This window comes from Streptomyces sp. NPDC048192 (genome assembly GCF_043202415.1).
Classification (GTDB): Bacteria; Actinomycetota; Actinomycetes; order Streptomycetales; family Streptomycetaceae; genus Streptomyces.
In genome coordinates, this window is record NZ_JBIDAL010000001.1 from 64,276 (window position 1) to 78,894 (window position 14,619).

Here is a 14,619-nt window from a genome sequence, read left to right on the forward strand (position 1 = left end):
GATCAATGTCTGAACTCGCGTTGCCCACAGCCCCGTTGACAGCGTCTTCGCGGCGCCACCATCATCAGACATCCGATGAATCGGAGTTAATGGGAGCCGCTCATGAGCATGTATCCCAGACGGCTGGTCCTCGGCGCGGCGGCCGGGGCGACCGCCGCGGCCGCACTGCCGCTCACCGCCTCGACACCCGCACGCGCCGCCGGAGAGCAGGCGCCGTGGGCCGCCGTCCCCGACCCGGTGCCCGTCCCGCTCGGCGCCCTCTACGACAACGACGGCATCGACACCGCCTCCGCCCGCGGCGGCGACTTCGACGGCTCCGGCTACACGTTCCCGGGCGAGGAACTCCCCGCCGGCCGCATCGAGGTCGGCGGTGTCCCCTTCGACTTCCCCGCGTCCACGGCGGGCGCCGGGAACAACGTCGTCGCGCTCGGCCAGCGCATCGACCTGCCCCGCGGCCACTACCTGTCGGCCGTCTTCCTCACCGCCGGGAGCTACGGCGACGCGTCCGGCCGGGCCACCGTCCACTACGCCGACGGCTCCACCAGCACCGCGACCCTCGGCGGCACCGACTGGTACGCGGCGGGCGGCCCGCTCTCGGCGCCGTACCGCTACACGCCGGACGGCACCAAGGACGAGCACAGCGTCGGCATCGGAACATCGGAGGTGTGGCTCGACCCCCGGCGCGAGGCCGTCGCCGTCACCCTGCCGGTGACGAACCCCGCCGCCGTGAACAAGACGTCCCTGCACGTCTTCGCCCTCTCCCTGCAACCCGTGGCGCAGGGACGGGCCCTGGCCCTGCGGGACGCCCACTCCACCGCCTCCCTGCTGGACGCCACCGGCGCCCAGAGTGTCGAGGCCACGGTCGTCAACGCGGGCACGGTCCCGGTCCTCTCCGGCGACGACGTGTCCGTGCGCGTCGACGTCCCCGGCGCCCGCACCGTCGAACCCGCCCGCATCCGCCGCCTCGACCCCGGCGAACAGGCCCGCGTCCGCATCGGCATCCGCAACCGCGCGGGCACCGCCCCCGGCGCCCGGCAGGACGGCACGGTGACCGTACGCGGCCGGGGCGCCCAAGCCGCCTCGGCGTCAAGCCGGTTGACCCTCGGCGTGGCCGACTACCGGCCCACCGAGGCCTCCCTGGCCGGACACCAGGCGCCGCACTGGTTCCAGGGCGCCAAGTTCGGCATCTTCATCCACTGGGGCGTCTACTCGGTGCCCGCCTGGGCGCCGGTCGGCAAGCAGTACGCCGAGTGGTACTGGGACCAGATGCAGGACCCCGGCAACCCCACCTACGCCTACCACCGCGCCACCTACGGCGAGGACTTCGCCTACGACGACTTCATCCCGCGCTTCACCGCCGAGCGTTTCGACCCGCGCGCCTGGGTGGAGCTGTTCCGGGACGCCGGCGCCCAGTACCACGTCCTGACCTCCAAGCATCACGAGGGCTTCGCGCTGTGGGACACCAAGGTCTCCGACCGCAACGCCGTGCGGATGGGCCCGAAACGCGACCTGGTGGGGGAGCTGTTCGAGGCCTCCCGGCGGTACACCCCCGAACTCCACCGCGGGCTCTACTTCTCCATGCCGGAGTGGTTCAACCCCGACAACCCGTGGATGGGCCACGCCCCGCGCAACCCGTACACCCTGGAGCCGGTCCCGTACACGGGATACACCGCGGGCAAGGACTACGTCCACGACTACCAGGCCCCGCAGATGCTCGAACTGATCCACGGCTACGACCCGGAGATCATCTGGTGCGACATCGGCGGCGTGAACGACAGCCTCCACGTCCTCGCCGAGTACTTCAACCACGCCAAGAACCGCGCCCGTCCGATCGAGGTGACCGTCAACAACCGTGCGGGCATCGCCTTCCACGACTTCACCACGCCCGAGTACACGACGTACGCCGACACGGTCGTCGCCAAGTGGGAGTCCAGCCGGGGGCTCGATCCGTTCAGCTACGGCTACAACCAGGCCACCCCGGACGCCGCCTACATGACGGTGGAAGAGATCGTGCGCAGCCTGGTCGACATCGTCTCGAAGAACGGCAACTTCCTGCTGGACATCGGGCCGCGCGCCGACGGCACCATCGCGGACGTCCTGCAGACGCGGCTGCGGCAGACGGGCGCCTGGCTCAAGGTCAACGGCGAGGCCGTCTACGACACGACGTACTGGTCGCGGATGGCCCAGCTCGGCGAGGACCTGCGGTTCACGGTCCGCCCGGACGAGGCGTTCTACATCCACTCGCTGGCCGAGCCGGGCGCCAAGCTGACCGTCGAGGCGCCGGTGCCGGTGCGGCCCGGGGACAAGGTCAGCATGCTCGGCCACGACCGCCCCCTGACCTGGACCGTCTCGGGCGGCTCGCTGGTGATCGACGTACCGGAGGCCGCGCGGAAGGCCGGCCGGTACGTGTGGGTGTTCAAGGTCGACTGGCGGGCCTGAACGCCTGCGCAGACACAAGGACCGGGCGGGAGCGGCTGCGGGATCCGCTCCCGCCCGGGCGTCAGGGGCGGTGGTCCGGGACGGCCGCCGTGCTTCCCCGGCCCGTCAGGCGCGGCACCGGCACCCCCACCGAGCGGGCCGCACTGCCGTCGAGCAGCGCCAGCAGTTCGCGGGCGGCCGTGCGGCCGAACGCGGCGCTGTCGCGGGACAGCGCGGACAGCCGGGGGGTGACCATGCGGCACAGGGCCGAGTCCTCCCAGGAGACCACCGAGACGTCCCGGGGCACGCGGAAACCGAGTTCGGCGGCGGCGGCCACCCCGGCCACGGCCATCACGTCGTTGTCGTAGATGAGCGCCGTCGGGACGGGCCGGTCGCCGAGGACGCGACGGGTGACGGCCGCGCCCTCGGCGTCGGAGTAGTCGGTGGTGACCGAGCGGACCTCGGTGAGGCCTCGCCGCTCCGCCTCGGCGCGCAGGGTGGCGATCCGGCGCTGGGTGTGGGCGAGTTCGGGCAGCCCGGCGATGTGCACGATCCGGCGATGGCCGAGCGCCGTCAGCTCGTCGACCACGGAGGCCATCGCGCCCGCGTCGTCCGCCCACACCGTGGACAGGCCGGGGTGCCCCGCGTCGGGCGCGCCGCCGATCACCACGGCGGGCAGCCCGAGTTCGTCCAGCAGGCCGGGGCGCGGGTCCTCGGCGCGCGGGTCGGCCACCAGGACGCCGTCCACCCGGTGCTCCGCCCACCAGCGGCGGTACACCGCGCACTCGTCGGCCACATCCTGAGCCACCTGGAACAGCAGCCCCAGGTGCCGCTCGGCCAGCACCTCCTGGATGCCCGAGACGAGCTGCAGGAAGAACGAGTCGACGCCCAGCGTGTGCGCGGGCCGGGCCAGGACGAAGCCGACCGTGGCCGCGCCCTCGCCGGACAGGGCGCGGGCGGCCGTGCTGGGCCGCCAGCCGAGCTGCTCGGCGACCCGGCGGACCCGCGCCCTGGTCGCCTCCGAGACGCCGGGGCGGTCGTTGAGCGCGAAGGAGACGGCGCTCTCGGAGACCCCGGCCCGCCGGGCGATGTCCTTCATCGTGGGCCGGCGTGCGGGGGACCGTCGGGTCGGCACGTTTCCCCTCCCTTCCGGACTGTGCGGCTAATGCGCTTGAGCGTCAAGACCCTAAAGCGCATTAGCGGTTGACGGCAAGTTCTCGGACGGACCCCTCTCACCTGCACTAATGAACGGCCTATTTCTTTAGTTGAGCAGAATGCATTGACTTTCTCCGAACGGCGCGTGCAAGGTCTCTGGCGCCCCCGACCGCCCGACACAGCAAGGGAGCCGTGTCCCCGTGCCCATGCCCCGCAGAGCCCTCGCCGCCGCTGTCGCCGCCCTCGTCCTGCCGCTGAGCGCCTGCGGCTCGGGCGGTGACGACGGCGGTTCCACCGACGCCTCCGGCAAGGTCGAGGGCGACATCACCTTCCAGACCTGGAACCTGCGCGCGAACTTCAAGCCGTACTTCGAGGGCCTCATAGCCGACTTCGAGAAGAAGTACCCCGGCACCCATGTGAAGTGGATCGACCAGCCCGCCGAGGGCTACGCCGACAAGCTCAGCGCCGACGCGGCCGGCGGCACCCTGCCCGACGTCGTCAACGTCTCCCCGGACCTGGTCGCCCCGCTCGCCAAGGCCGGCCTCGCCCTGGACCTCGACAAGGCCGCCGGAAAGTACCGCTCCGAGTACCTGCCCGGCGCCTGGGCCGGCCACCAGGTGCCCGGCATGAGCGGCACGTACGCCTTCCCCTGGTACCTGAACACCGGCCCGCTGTTCTACAACAAGGCCCTGTTCCGCAAGGCCGGTCTCGACCCCGACCAGCCGCCGAAGACGTACGGTGAACTCTTCGCCGACGCCCTGCAGATGGCCAAGAAGAGCGGCGGCAAGGTCGCCACCCTCGCCAACGTGCCCACCATCGAGGACTTCGGCCGCTACGGCGTCCCCCTGATGAACCAGCAGGGCACCGCCTTCGCCTTCAACGACGCCAAGGGAGTCGAGCTCCTCACCAAGTACAAGGAGCTCTACGACGCCAAGGCCCTCGACCCGCAGGCGCTGACCGCCACCCCCGAGTCCTCCGGCAAGAAGTTCCTCACCGGCGCCGTCGCCATGAACCCCGGCAGCGCCCTCGACCTGGACAACTTCAAGAAGAACGCGCCAGGCCTGTACCGGAACATCGGCATCACCGACCAGATCACCAGCACCGGGCACGTCAACATGTACGTGATGGGCGTGATGGTCAACTCGCGCACCAAGCACACCCCGGCCGCCGTCGCCTTCGCGCACTTCGTCACCGACGCGCAGAACCAGATGTCCTTCGCCAAGAAGGTCGCGATCTTCCCCAGCACCGCGGGCTCCCTGAACGACCCCTACTTCACCAAGGAGGACGGCACCGACGAGACGCGGGTGCGCGTCGCCGCCGCCAAGTCCCTGAAGACGGCCGTCAACTACACCCCCGTGCTGTTCAGCGACCAGATGAAGACCGCGCTGCGCAACGAGGTCGCCAAGGCCCTCCAGGGCAAGGAGAGCCCCAAGCAGGCTCTCGACAACGCTGTCAGCGCCGCCGACCGGCTGCTCCGGCAGGGCTGAGCGGACATGGCCGCCCCCGTCCGCATCCGGCGCCAGCTCCCGGTCAGCCCCTGGCTGTTCGCCGCCCCCGGGCTGCTTGTCACCGGCGCCTTCGTGCTCTACCCGTTCGTCTCCACCCTGGTGAACTCCCTCACCGACCGCCGCGCCCTGCTGCCCGGCCACTTCGTCGGCCTCGCCAACTTCCGCGAGCTGCTCCACGACGACATGTTCTGGACCGGTCTGCGCAACAGCACGCTGTACGTCGCCGGGGTCGTACCCGCCCTGGTCGTCCTGCCGCTGCTGCTCGCGCTGCTGGTGCAGAAGAACATCCCCGGCATCGCCTTCTTCCGCTCCGCCTTCTACACCCCGGTCGTCGCCTCGATCGTGGTCGTCGGGCTGATCTGGGTGTGGCTGCTCGACGAACGCGGACTGGTCAACTCGCTGCTGGAGACAGTCGGGATCGGCCGGATCGGCTTCCTCAGCGACCAGTGGCTGCTTCTGCTGAGCGCGATGGCCGTCACGGTGTGGAAGGGCCTCGGCTACTACATGATCATCTATCTGGCGGCGCTCGCGAACGTGCCGCGCGAACTGCACGAGGCCGCCGCGGTGGACGGCGCGGGCCCGGTGCGCCGCTTCCTGACGGTCACCGTGCCCGCCGTGCGCTCCACCATGGTGCTGGTCGCCGCGCTCTCCTCGGTCGCCGCCTTCAAGGTGTTCTCCGAGGTGTACCTGATGGCCGGCCCCGACGGCGGCCCGGCCGGCGAGGACACCACCCTCGTCATGCTCGTGCAGCGCACCGGCACCGGCCTGACCGGCCGCGTCGGCTACGCCTCGGCCCTGTCCGTCGTCGTGTTCGCCGTCACCGTCGCGCTGATGCTGCTGGTGCTGCGCGCCGACCGCAGGGAGGAGTCGTGACCGTCCTGGAGAAGGCACCGCCCGAGGCGCCCGCCGCGCGGCGGCGCGAGCCGCGCGTCACCGACGAGCACGGCCGAGGCGTCCGGCTGGGCGAACTGGCCTGGCGCTATCTGCTGCTCCTCGCCGTCCTCGCACTGACCGTCGGCCCGTTCCTGTGGCAGCTGTCCACCTCCCTCAAGGGTCCCACCGAGGACATCTACGGCTCACCGCCGAGCTTCCTGCCCGCCCATCCCACCCTGCACAACTACACCCGGGTCGCCCACACCATCCCCGTGTGGGACTACGCCCTGAACTCCCTGAAGGTCGCCACGGCCAGCGTGGTCACCAACTGCACCGGCTCCGCGCTCGCCGGATACGCCCTGGCCCGGCTGCGCTTCCGCGGCCGGAGGGCGACCACGCTGGTGTTCGTGCTGGCGATGCTCGTGCCCGTCGAGGGCATCGTCATCGCCCAGTTCACCACCATGCGGGAACTCGGCCTGAACAACACGCTGATCGGCGTCGTGCTGCCCGGCGCGGTCGGCGCGTTGAACGTGCTGCTGATGCGCAACGCCTTCCGAAGCCTGCCGTACGAGATCGAGGAGGCGGCCTACGTCGACGGCGCCAACGTCTGGCAGCGGTTCCTGCGCGTCGCGCTGCCCTCGGTGAAGGGGACGGTGGCGGTCGTCGCCATCTTCGCCTTCATGGGCTCCTGGGACGACTTCCTGTGGCCGCTGATCGTGCTCAGCGACCCCTCCAAGTTCACCCTCACCATCGGCCTGAACTATCTGCACGGCACCTTCGCCAACGACGAACGCCTCGTCGCCGCCGGCACCGTGATCGCCGTAGCCCCGCTCATCGCCCTCTTCGCCTGCCTCCAGCGGTACTTCTTCCGCGGCGTCGGCGAGGGCGCCGTCAAGGGCTGAACACCCGAACGCCACAAGGACACTCCATGCCCCCTGCCGTGCGCTTCGGCGTCAACTACACCCCCAGCGTCGGCTGGTTCCACCACTGGCTCGACTTCGACCTCGACACCGTGCGCGCCGACCTCGACGCGATCGCCGCGCTCGGCCTCGACCACATCCGCGTCTTCCCGCTCTGGCCGTACTTCCAGCCCAACCGCACCCTGATCCGGCCCCGCGCCGTCGACCACCTCGTGGCCCTCGCCGACGCCGCCGCCGAACGCGGACTCGACGTCAACGTCGACGGGCTGCAGGGGCACCTGAGCAGCTTCGACTACCTGCCCGCGTGGACCCGCACCTGGCACCGCCGCAACCTCTTCACCGACCCGGACGTCGTCGACGGCCAGGCCGCCTACCTGCGCACCCTCGCCGCCGCCCTCGCCGGCCGGCCGAACTTCATCGGCATGACCGTCGGCAACGAGGTCAACCAGTTCGCGGCAGGACCCCACCCCGACCCCGACCGGATCACGCCCGAGCAGGCCGGGCGGTGGCTCGCTCGGATGCTGGCCGCCTGCGCCGAGGGCGCCCCGGACCGGCTCCATCTGCACGCCTCCTACGACGCCGCCTGGTACCAGGACGACCAGCCCTTCACCCCCGGCCACTCCGCCCGCCTCGGCGACCTCACCGCCGTCCACTCCTGGGTGTTCAACGGCACCGCCCAGCGCCACGGCCGTGCCTCCGTGCCGGCCGAGCACCACGCCGCCTACCTGGTGGAGCTGAGCAAGGCCTGGGCCGAGGAGCCGCACCGGCCGGTGTGGCTCCAGGAGGTCGGCGCGCCCGCGCCCCTCGTGCCGCCCGAGCACGCCGCCGCCTTCGCCGAGGCCACCGTCGCACACGCCCTGGACTGCCCGGACCTGTGGGGCGTCACCTGGTGGTGCTCCTACGACGTCTCCCGCGACCTCGCCGACTTCCCCGAACTCGAGTACGGGCTGGGGCTGCTGACCAACGACCGCACACCCAAGGACATCGCCCGCGTGCTCGCCGGGGCGGCCCGCACCCCGCACACCGTCCCCGCGCCGCGCACCACGGCCCTCGTCGTACCCGGCGACCCTGGCCGCCGCTCCCGCTGCGCGCCCGGCGGACCCGTCTTCGACGCCTTCTTCCGCCTCGTCGCCGACGGCGCCCGCCCCACCACCGTCCTCGACACCCGCGCCGACGACAAGGACCACCTCGCCGCGCGCGGCATCACCGAGGTCGTCACTCCCGATCAGGTACTCCCCACCCCACCCGGAGGCACCCGCTCGTGAACCCCAGCAGACGCACCGTCCTCGCCGCCGCAGCCGCGGCCGGAGCCGCCGGTCTCCTGCCGTGGCCGGCCCGCGCCGCCGCCCGCCCGCCGGCCGGGGCCGCGACCCCGCCGTACGCCTCCTACTGGTACCCGGACTCCCTGCCCGCCGGCAGCCCGGGTCCCGGCATCACCTGGCGCAGCCTGAAGGACTGGCGCGCGGCCGACGACCCCGACCTGCCCTTCAACGCCGCGTCCGTGCCGCTCGCCACGCGCTTCACCCCCGTCCCGGCGAACACCACCGCCCGCTCCGGACAGGCCCGCGTCCAGGCCCTGGTCTCCTTCGGACCGACCTCGGGCAACCCCTCCCAGGGCTCGGCCACCGCCGACTACTACGCCCTGACCCACTGGGCCTACCTGGACGAGCTGGTCTTCTGGGGCGGCTCGGCGGGCGAGGGGCTGATCCTCGCGCCCAACGCGCCGATCGTGGACGCGGCCCACCGGCACGGCGTCCCGGTGCTCGGGAACATCTTCCTGCCGCCGGCGGCGTACGGCGGGCAGCTGCAGTGGACGCGCGACCTCGTGCAGCAGGACGCCACCGGGCACCACCCGCTCGCCGCGCAGCTCGTCGCGGTGGCGTCGGCCCACGGCTTCGACGGCTGGTTCGTGAACGCCGAGACGGGCGGCGGGAACACCTCGCTGGGCCGGGCCATGCTCGCGTTCACCGAGGAACTCAGGACGCTCGCGGCGGCCGAGGGGCAGCGGGTGACCTGGTACGACGCGATGACCGTCGACGGCACGGTCGACTGGCAGGGCGCGCTGAACGGCCGCAACGAGGCGTTCTTCCAGGAGGCCGACGACATGTTCGTGGACTTCCGCTGGAGCGCGGCCACGCTCGCCGCCTCGGGGACGAGGGCGGACGGGCTGGGGCGCAGCCGTTACGAGCTGTGGGCCGGCGTCGACGTCGAGTCGAACGGCTCGGGCACGCCGGTGGACTGGGACGCGATCGTGCCGGCCGGCAAGCCGCACACCGCCTCGATCGGCTTCTACCGGCCGGAGTGGACGCGCAACCACCTGCCCGCCGACCGGCGCGCACCGGAGGACTTCCACGCCGCCGACGACCGGTTCTGGACCGGGCGGTCGCCGGACCCCACCCGGCCCGACCCGGACGATCCGTGGCGGGCGCCGGCGGTGTCGGTGGCCGACCGGTCGACGGTGACTGCGCTGCCGTTCGCGACCGTGTTCAACACGGGACACGGGCTGCGCTGGCACGAGGACGGGGCCGTCACCTCTGACGCGCCCTGGAACCACCTCGGACTGCAGGACCGGCTGCCGTCGCGGAGGTGGGTGGTGCGCACGGCGGGGGAGCGGCCTGACGTGTCCTTCGACTTCGCCGACGCCTGGCGGGGCGGCAGCAGCGTGCTGGTCGACGGTGAACTCGATCAACCGGTCGTGGTGGATCTGTACGCGACCCGGCTGCCGGTGGGTGTGAACACGGTTGCCGAGCTGACGTACCGCACCGACGCGGGCGCCGTGAACATCGAGCTGGCGGTGGCGACGGCCGAGCCGGGCGGCGCCGGGACGCCCCCGCCGTACACCTTTCTGCCTGTGAACCCGGGCAACAGGCACCTGCGTGCGAGGTCGGTCAACGGCTGGCGGACGGTGACGCTCCCGCTCACCCCGCCCGCCTTCACCGGAACCGGCACAGACGCCGACGCCGGCATCGCAACCGGTGCCCGTACCCGCACCCTCCACGCCCTCGGCGTCCGCCTCACCGCCACGGAGGGCCCGGTGCGCTGGCGTCTCGGCGGGCTCGCCGTCCGGGACGACGTCCGCGCCCCGGCCGCCCCCACGGCCGCCCGGGTCACCGCGGCGAACGGCGGCGATCTGCGCCTGGCCTGGAACGCCGCCCGAGGTCCCGTCCGCCACTACGAACTGCACCGCCTCCTGCCCGACGGCACCCGCCGCTTCCTGGCGGGCACCTGCCAGCGAGCCTGCTTCCTCACCGGGCTGCGGCCCGAACAGGGAGAGACGGCCGCGCGGTTCGAACTGCGCGCCGTGGGGGAGCTCTACAACACCTCGGTCCCCGTGACCGTCACCCACCCCTGGTAACGACCGTCACCACCCCGGAACCCGCAGGGAGCAGCCCGCATGCATGACGACCGCACTCTCGTGGAAGCCCGCCTCAGGCGTATCCTCGACGAACGCATCCGCCCCGCCGTGTACCCCGAGTCCGTGCCGCTCCAGGTCGCGGTGTGGCACGCGCCCGGCGAGCCCGTTCCGGTCGAGGAGGGGCTCGCCGCCGAGCCGGAGCCCGTCCAGGTCGGCGCCCGCTGGGGCGCTCCCTGGGGCACGAGCTGGTTCCGGGTGACCGGGACCGTCCCCGAGGTGTGGGCCGGCAGGACCGTCGAGGCCCTGCTCGACCTCGGCTTCGACGAGAACATGCCCGGCTTCCAGTGCGAGGGCCTGGTCTACCGGCCCGACGGCACCCCGGTGAAGGGCCTCAACCCGCGCAACCAGTGGGTCCGCATCGGCGCGCCCGTCGCGGGCGGCGAGGAGGTGCGCCTGCACATCGAGGCGGCGTCCAACCCGGTCATCCTCGACTACCACCCCTTCGTGCCCACGCGGCTCGGCGACAAGGACACCGCCGGCAGCGAGCCGCAGTACACCCTCACCCGCATGGACCTCGCCGTGTTCGACGAGACCGTGTGGCAGCTGGTGATCGACCTGGAGGTGCTCGGCGAGCTGATGGCCGAGCTGCCCGTCGACTCGCAGCGCCGCTGGGAGATCCTGCGCGCGGTGGACGGCGCGCTCGACGCCGTCGACCTGCAGGACGTGAACGGCACGGCCGGCCGGGCCCGCGAGCGGCTCGCCGGGGTGCTCTCCGTGCCCGCCGTGCCCTCCGCGCACCGGATCAGCGCCGTAGGGCACGCGCACATCGACTCGGCCTGGCTGTGGCCGCTGTGCGAGACGGTCCGCAAGGTGGCCCGCACGACCGCCAACATGACGGCGCTGATCGAGGACGAGCCGGAGTTCGTGTTCGCCATGTCCCAGGCCCAGCAGTGGGCGTGGGTGAAGGAGCACCGGCCCGAGGTGTGGGCGCGGGTGAAGAAGGCGGCCGCCGAGGGGCGGTTCGTGCCGGCCGGCGGGATGTGGGTGGAGTCGGACACCAACATGCCGGGTTCGGAGGCGATGGCCCGTCAGTTCGTGCACGGCAAGCGGTTCTTCCTCGACGAGTTCGGCGTCGACAACGAGGAGGCCTGGCTGCCCGACACCTTCGGCTTCGCCGCCGGGCTGCCGCAGATCATCCGGGCGGCCGGTTCCAAGTGGCTGCTGACGCAGAAGATCTCCTGGTCGCAGACGAACAGGTTCCCCCACCACACCTTCTGGTGGGAGGGCATCGACGGCACCCGGATCTTCACCCACTTCCCGCCCGTCGACACCTACAACTGCTCCATGAAGGGCAGCGAGATCGCCCACGCCGCCCGCAACTTCAGGGACAAGGGCGCCGCCCGGCACTCGCTGGCGCCCACCGGCTGGGGCGACGGAGGCGGCGGCACCACGCGGGAGATGGTCGCCAAGGCGGCCCGGCTGCGCGACCTGGAGGGCTCGGCCACCGTCGCCTGGGAGACACCGCGCGCCTTCTTCGAGAAGGCCGAGGCCGAGTACCCCCAGGCCCCGGTCTGGGTCGGCGAGCTGTACCTCGAACTGCACCGCGCCACCCTGACCAGCCAGGCGAAGACCAAGCAGGGCAACCGGCGCAGCGAGCACCTGCTGCGTGAGGCCGAGCTGTGGGCGGCCACCGCCGCCGTGCGCACCGGGTTCCCCTACCCCTACGAGGAGCTGGACCGGATCTGGAAGACGGTCCTGCTGCACCAGTTCCACGACATCCTGCCCGGCTCCTCGATCGCCTGGGTGCACCGGGAGGCACGGGCGACGTACGAGCGGATCGCCGGGGAGCTGGACGAGATCATCGGCGCCGCGCAGCGGGCGCTGGCCGGAGAGGGCGAAGCCGAGCTGGTCTTCAACGCGGCTCCGCACGAGCGGGCCGGTGTCGCCGCCGGAGCGGCCGCCGTCCCGGCGAGGACGGGCCACACCCGGCTCGCACCGCGCGAGGGCGGCGGTTTCGTTCTGGACAACGGGCTGCTGCGGATCGTGATCGACCCCCGCGGCCTGGTGGTCTCCGCCTACGACATCACCGCCGACCGCGAGACCGTCGCGCCGGGCACGGTGGCCAACCTCCTGCAACTGCACCCCGACTTCCCGAACATGTGGGACGCCTGGGACGTGGACGCCTTCTACCGCAACACCGTCACCGACCTCACGGACGCCGACGAGGTGAGCGCCGGCGAGGACGGGATCTCGGTGCGGATCCGTCGCGGCTTCGGCGACTCCCGGGTCACGCAGGTGCTGTCGCTGCCGCCCGGCGAGCGGCGGCTGCTCGTCGACACCGAGGTCGACTGGCACGAGACGGAGAAGTTCCTGAAGCTGGCCTTCCCGCTCGACCTGCACGCCGAACGGTACGCCTCCGAGACGCAGTTCGGGCACGTCTTCCGCCCCACCCACACCAACACCTCCTGGGAGGCGGCCAAGTTCGAGGCCTGCAACCACCGCTTCGTGCACCTTCAGGAGCCCGGCTGGGGCGTGGCGGTGGTCAACGACTCGACGTACGGCCATGACGTGACCCGCACCGTGCGCACCGACGGCGACCGCGGTACGACGACCACGGTCCGTGTCTCCCTTCTTCGCGCCCCGCGCTTCCCCGACCCCGAGACCGACCAGGGCGTCCACCGCTTCCGGCACGCCCTCGTCCCGGGCGCCTCGATCGCCGACGCCGTCCGCGAGGGCTGGCGGATCAACCTGCCGGAACGGCGCCTCACCGGCGCCCACGGGGTCGCGCCGCTCGTCACCGTCGACAACGACGCCGTCGTGGTCACGGCGGTGAAGCTCGCCGACGACGGCAGCGGGGACGTGGTGGTCCGCTTCCACGAGGCCCATGGCGGCCGGGCCCGCGCCACCCTCACGGCCGGTTTCGAGGTCGCGGACGTAACCGTCACCGACCTGCTGGAGAGGCCCTTGAGCGAGGCCCCGGCCCCGGAACGGGACGGCGACCGGGTCACCGTACGGCTGCGGCCGTTCGAGCTGAGGACCCTGAGGCTGCGCAGGGCCTGAACCCACGGTGGGCGAAGACGCCCGGCGCGGCCGCACGTGCGCCCGCCGGGGCTTTGCCCGGCGCGGGTTCAGCCCCGATGATGTGCCGATGAGGCGAAGAAGGGTCCCCGACAGTTCCTGGGCCGCCGAGCCGGATCCTCTGCTGGCCCTCGTCCGAAGGGATCTGGCGTTCTACGCGAGGGCTTCCGACCGGGCCAGACGGCTGCACCACGGGACCGAGCTCGGTGCACTGCTCACCACGTCGGTGACGGTGGTGGCCGCCGGTCTGCATGCTCCCGCCTGGCTGACCGCGCTGATCGCCGGCGGTGCCGTCTTCTTCACCGGCCTGCGTCAGCTGTACGGCGCCGGCTCGCGCTGGGTGCTGGCCGCGCAGGCGCGGGAGTCGTTGCGCCGGGCACTGGACCGCTACCTGCTCCTGCCCGAGACCGAACGTGACGCGGCGGCCCGGCAAGCGCTGCAGACGGCGATCGAGGAGGTCGGCGCGAACGAGCTGCGCGCCTGGTCCGAGGCGCAGAGCGGGCGCCCGGAACCACCTGTGCCCTCGGTGGGAGCCTGACCTCGCCGGGACCGCGGCAGAGGGGCGGTCAGGGGGCCAGCTGCGTCCTGAGCCACTGCTCGACCTCGCCCACGTGAGCCGCTGCCGCCGCTCGCGCCGCCTCCGGGTCGCGGGCGGCCAGCGCCCGGTGGATGGCGGCGTGTTCGCGGCGGGTGCGGGCGAAGGCGCCCTCCTCCTGGTAGCCGCGCCAGACGCGGGCGCGGAAGGTGCGGGAGGACAGGCCCTCCAGGATGGCGGCCATGGTCTCGTTGCCCGCGGCGGCGGCGATCTCGCGATGGAAGGCGAGGTCGTGGGCGAGGATCTCCTCGGGGTCGTCGGTGGCGTTCATCGCCGCCAAGTGCTTCTCCACGGCGGCCAGTTGCCCTTCGGTGATGCGGGCGGCGGCCAGCGCGGTCGCCGTCGACTCCAGGATCCGGCGGACCTCCAGGAGCTCCACCAGGCGCGGGCCCCGGGACAGGTCGGCGACCACCCCGAACGTCTCCAGCAGGTCGCCGGCCTCCAGGGCGGTGACGTAGATCCCGGAGCCGTGCCGGGCCTCCAGGACGCCCATCACGGTCAGCGCGCGGATCGCCTCCCGCATCGAGCTGCGGGAGATGCCCAGCCCGGCCGCCAGGTCCCGCTCGGTGGGCAGCCGCTCGCCCGGCTCCAGCCGGCCCTCGGCGATCATCGCCTTGATCGCCTCGATGGCGCGCTGCGTCACCGTCCCCCGCTGCGGGGCTTCCTCGTCCACGCCGCTCCTCCTTCCCCCGGGTTCGCCGCAGTCTAGCCATCCCA

General features: G+C 72.4%; 10 protein-coding genes. 8 read left to right on the top strand and 2 right to left on the bottom strand.

Features of this window, described 5'->3' with window-relative positions; translation table 11 throughout:
• Window positions 1–102: 102 nt before the first annotated feature.
• Window positions 103–2,439, top strand: coding sequence for an alpha-L-fucosidase (locus ACGFZN_RS00270; protein WP_393856187.1), 2,337 nt, complete (start codon window positions 103–105; stop codon window positions 2,437–2,439).
• A 61-nt stretch (window positions 2,440–2,500) separates the two neighbouring features.
• Here ACGFZN_RS00270 and ACGFZN_RS00275 read toward each other — a convergent pair whose 3' ends face one another.
• A complete protein-coding gene (locus ACGFZN_RS00275) occupies window positions 2,501–3,553 on the bottom strand; it encodes a LacI family DNA-binding transcriptional regulator (protein ID WP_393856188.1) in 1,053 nt (350 codons plus the stop codon).
• Between the two features lie 220 nt (window positions 3,554–3,773).
• On the opposite strand from ACGFZN_RS00275, the gene ACGFZN_RS00280 reads away from it, so the two are divergent.
• The 7 genes from ACGFZN_RS00280 to ACGFZN_RS00310 all read left to right on the top strand — a co-directional run bounded on the left by ACGFZN_RS00280 (window position 3,774) and on the right by ACGFZN_RS00310 (window position 13,845).
• Complete coding sequence (locus ACGFZN_RS00280; RefSeq protein WP_393856189.1) at window positions 3,774–5,060, top strand: ABC transporter substrate-binding protein; 1,287 nt, start codon at window positions 3,774–3,776, stop codon at window positions 5,058–5,060.
• Window positions 5,061–5,066: 6 nt separating this feature from the next.
• Entirely contained in the window at window positions 5,067–5,954 is an 888-nt protein-coding gene (locus ACGFZN_RS00285; protein ID WP_393856190.1) for a carbohydrate ABC transporter permease, read from the top strand.
• Window positions 5,951–6,856: a carbohydrate ABC transporter permease gene (locus tag ACGFZN_RS00290; RefSeq protein ID WP_393856191.1), complete on the top strand. Its 906-nt coding sequence runs from the start codon at window positions 5,951–5,953 to the stop codon at window positions 6,854–6,856. The genes ACGFZN_RS00285 and ACGFZN_RS00290 overlap by 4 nt, the downstream gene beginning before the upstream one ends.
• Before the next feature lie 26 nt (window positions 6,857–6,882).
• Window positions 6,883–8,139, top strand: coding sequence for a glycosyl hydrolase (locus tag ACGFZN_RS00295; protein ID WP_393856192.1), 1,257 nt, complete (start codon window positions 6,883–6,885; stop codon window positions 8,137–8,139).
• Window positions 8,136–10,229: an endo-beta-N-acetylglucosaminidase gene (locus tag ACGFZN_RS00300; protein ID WP_393856193.1), complete on the top strand. Its 2,094-nt coding sequence runs from the start codon at window positions 8,136–8,138 to the stop codon at window positions 10,227–10,229. Before ACGFZN_RS00295 ends, ACGFZN_RS00300 begins: the two co-directional genes overlap by 4 nt.
• Window positions 10,230–10,268: 39 nt before the next feature.
• On the top strand, window positions 10,269–13,289 hold the full coding sequence (locus ACGFZN_RS00305; RefSeq protein ID WP_393856194.1) for an alpha-mannosidase: 3,021 nt from the start codon (window positions 10,269–10,271) through the stop codon (window positions 13,287–13,289).
• A gap of 88 nt (window positions 13,290–13,377) precedes the next feature.
• Complete coding sequence (locus ACGFZN_RS00310; RefSeq protein ID WP_393856195.1) at window positions 13,378–13,845, top strand: DUF4231 domain-containing protein; 468 nt, start codon at window positions 13,378–13,380, stop codon at window positions 13,843–13,845.
• A 28-nt stretch (window positions 13,846–13,873) separates the two neighbouring features.
• Here ACGFZN_RS00310 and ACGFZN_RS00315 read toward each other — a convergent pair whose 3' ends face one another.
• Window positions 13,874–14,575, bottom strand: a complete 702-nt coding sequence (locus ACGFZN_RS00315) for a FadR/GntR family transcriptional regulator (protein ID WP_393856196.1) — start codon at window positions 14,573–14,575, stop codon at window positions 13,874–13,876.
• Window positions 14,576–14,619 lie beyond the last annotated feature (44 nt).

Bases quoted from the DNA above. Each gene is read 5' to 3' on its own strand.
- ACGFZN_RS00270 (WP_393856187.1), top strand. From the start codon at position 103: ATGAGCATGTATCCCAGACGGCTGGTCCTCGGCGCGGCGGCCGGGGCG.
- ACGFZN_RS00295 (WP_393856192.1), top strand. From the start codon at position 6,883: ATGCCCCCTGCCGTGCGCTTCGGCGTCAACTACACCCCCAGCGTCGGC.
- ACGFZN_RS00285 (WP_393856190.1), top strand. From the start codon at position 5,067: ATGGCCGCCCCCGTCCGCATCCGGCGCCAGCTCCCGGTCAGCCCCTGG.
- ACGFZN_RS00305 (WP_393856194.1), top strand. From the start codon at position 10,269: ATGCATGACGACCGCACTCTCGTGGAAGCCCGCCTCAGGCGTATCCTC.
- ACGFZN_RS00310 (WP_393856195.1), top strand. From the start codon at position 13,378: ATGAGGCGAAGAAGGGTCCCCGACAGTTCCTGGGCCGCCGAGCCGGAT.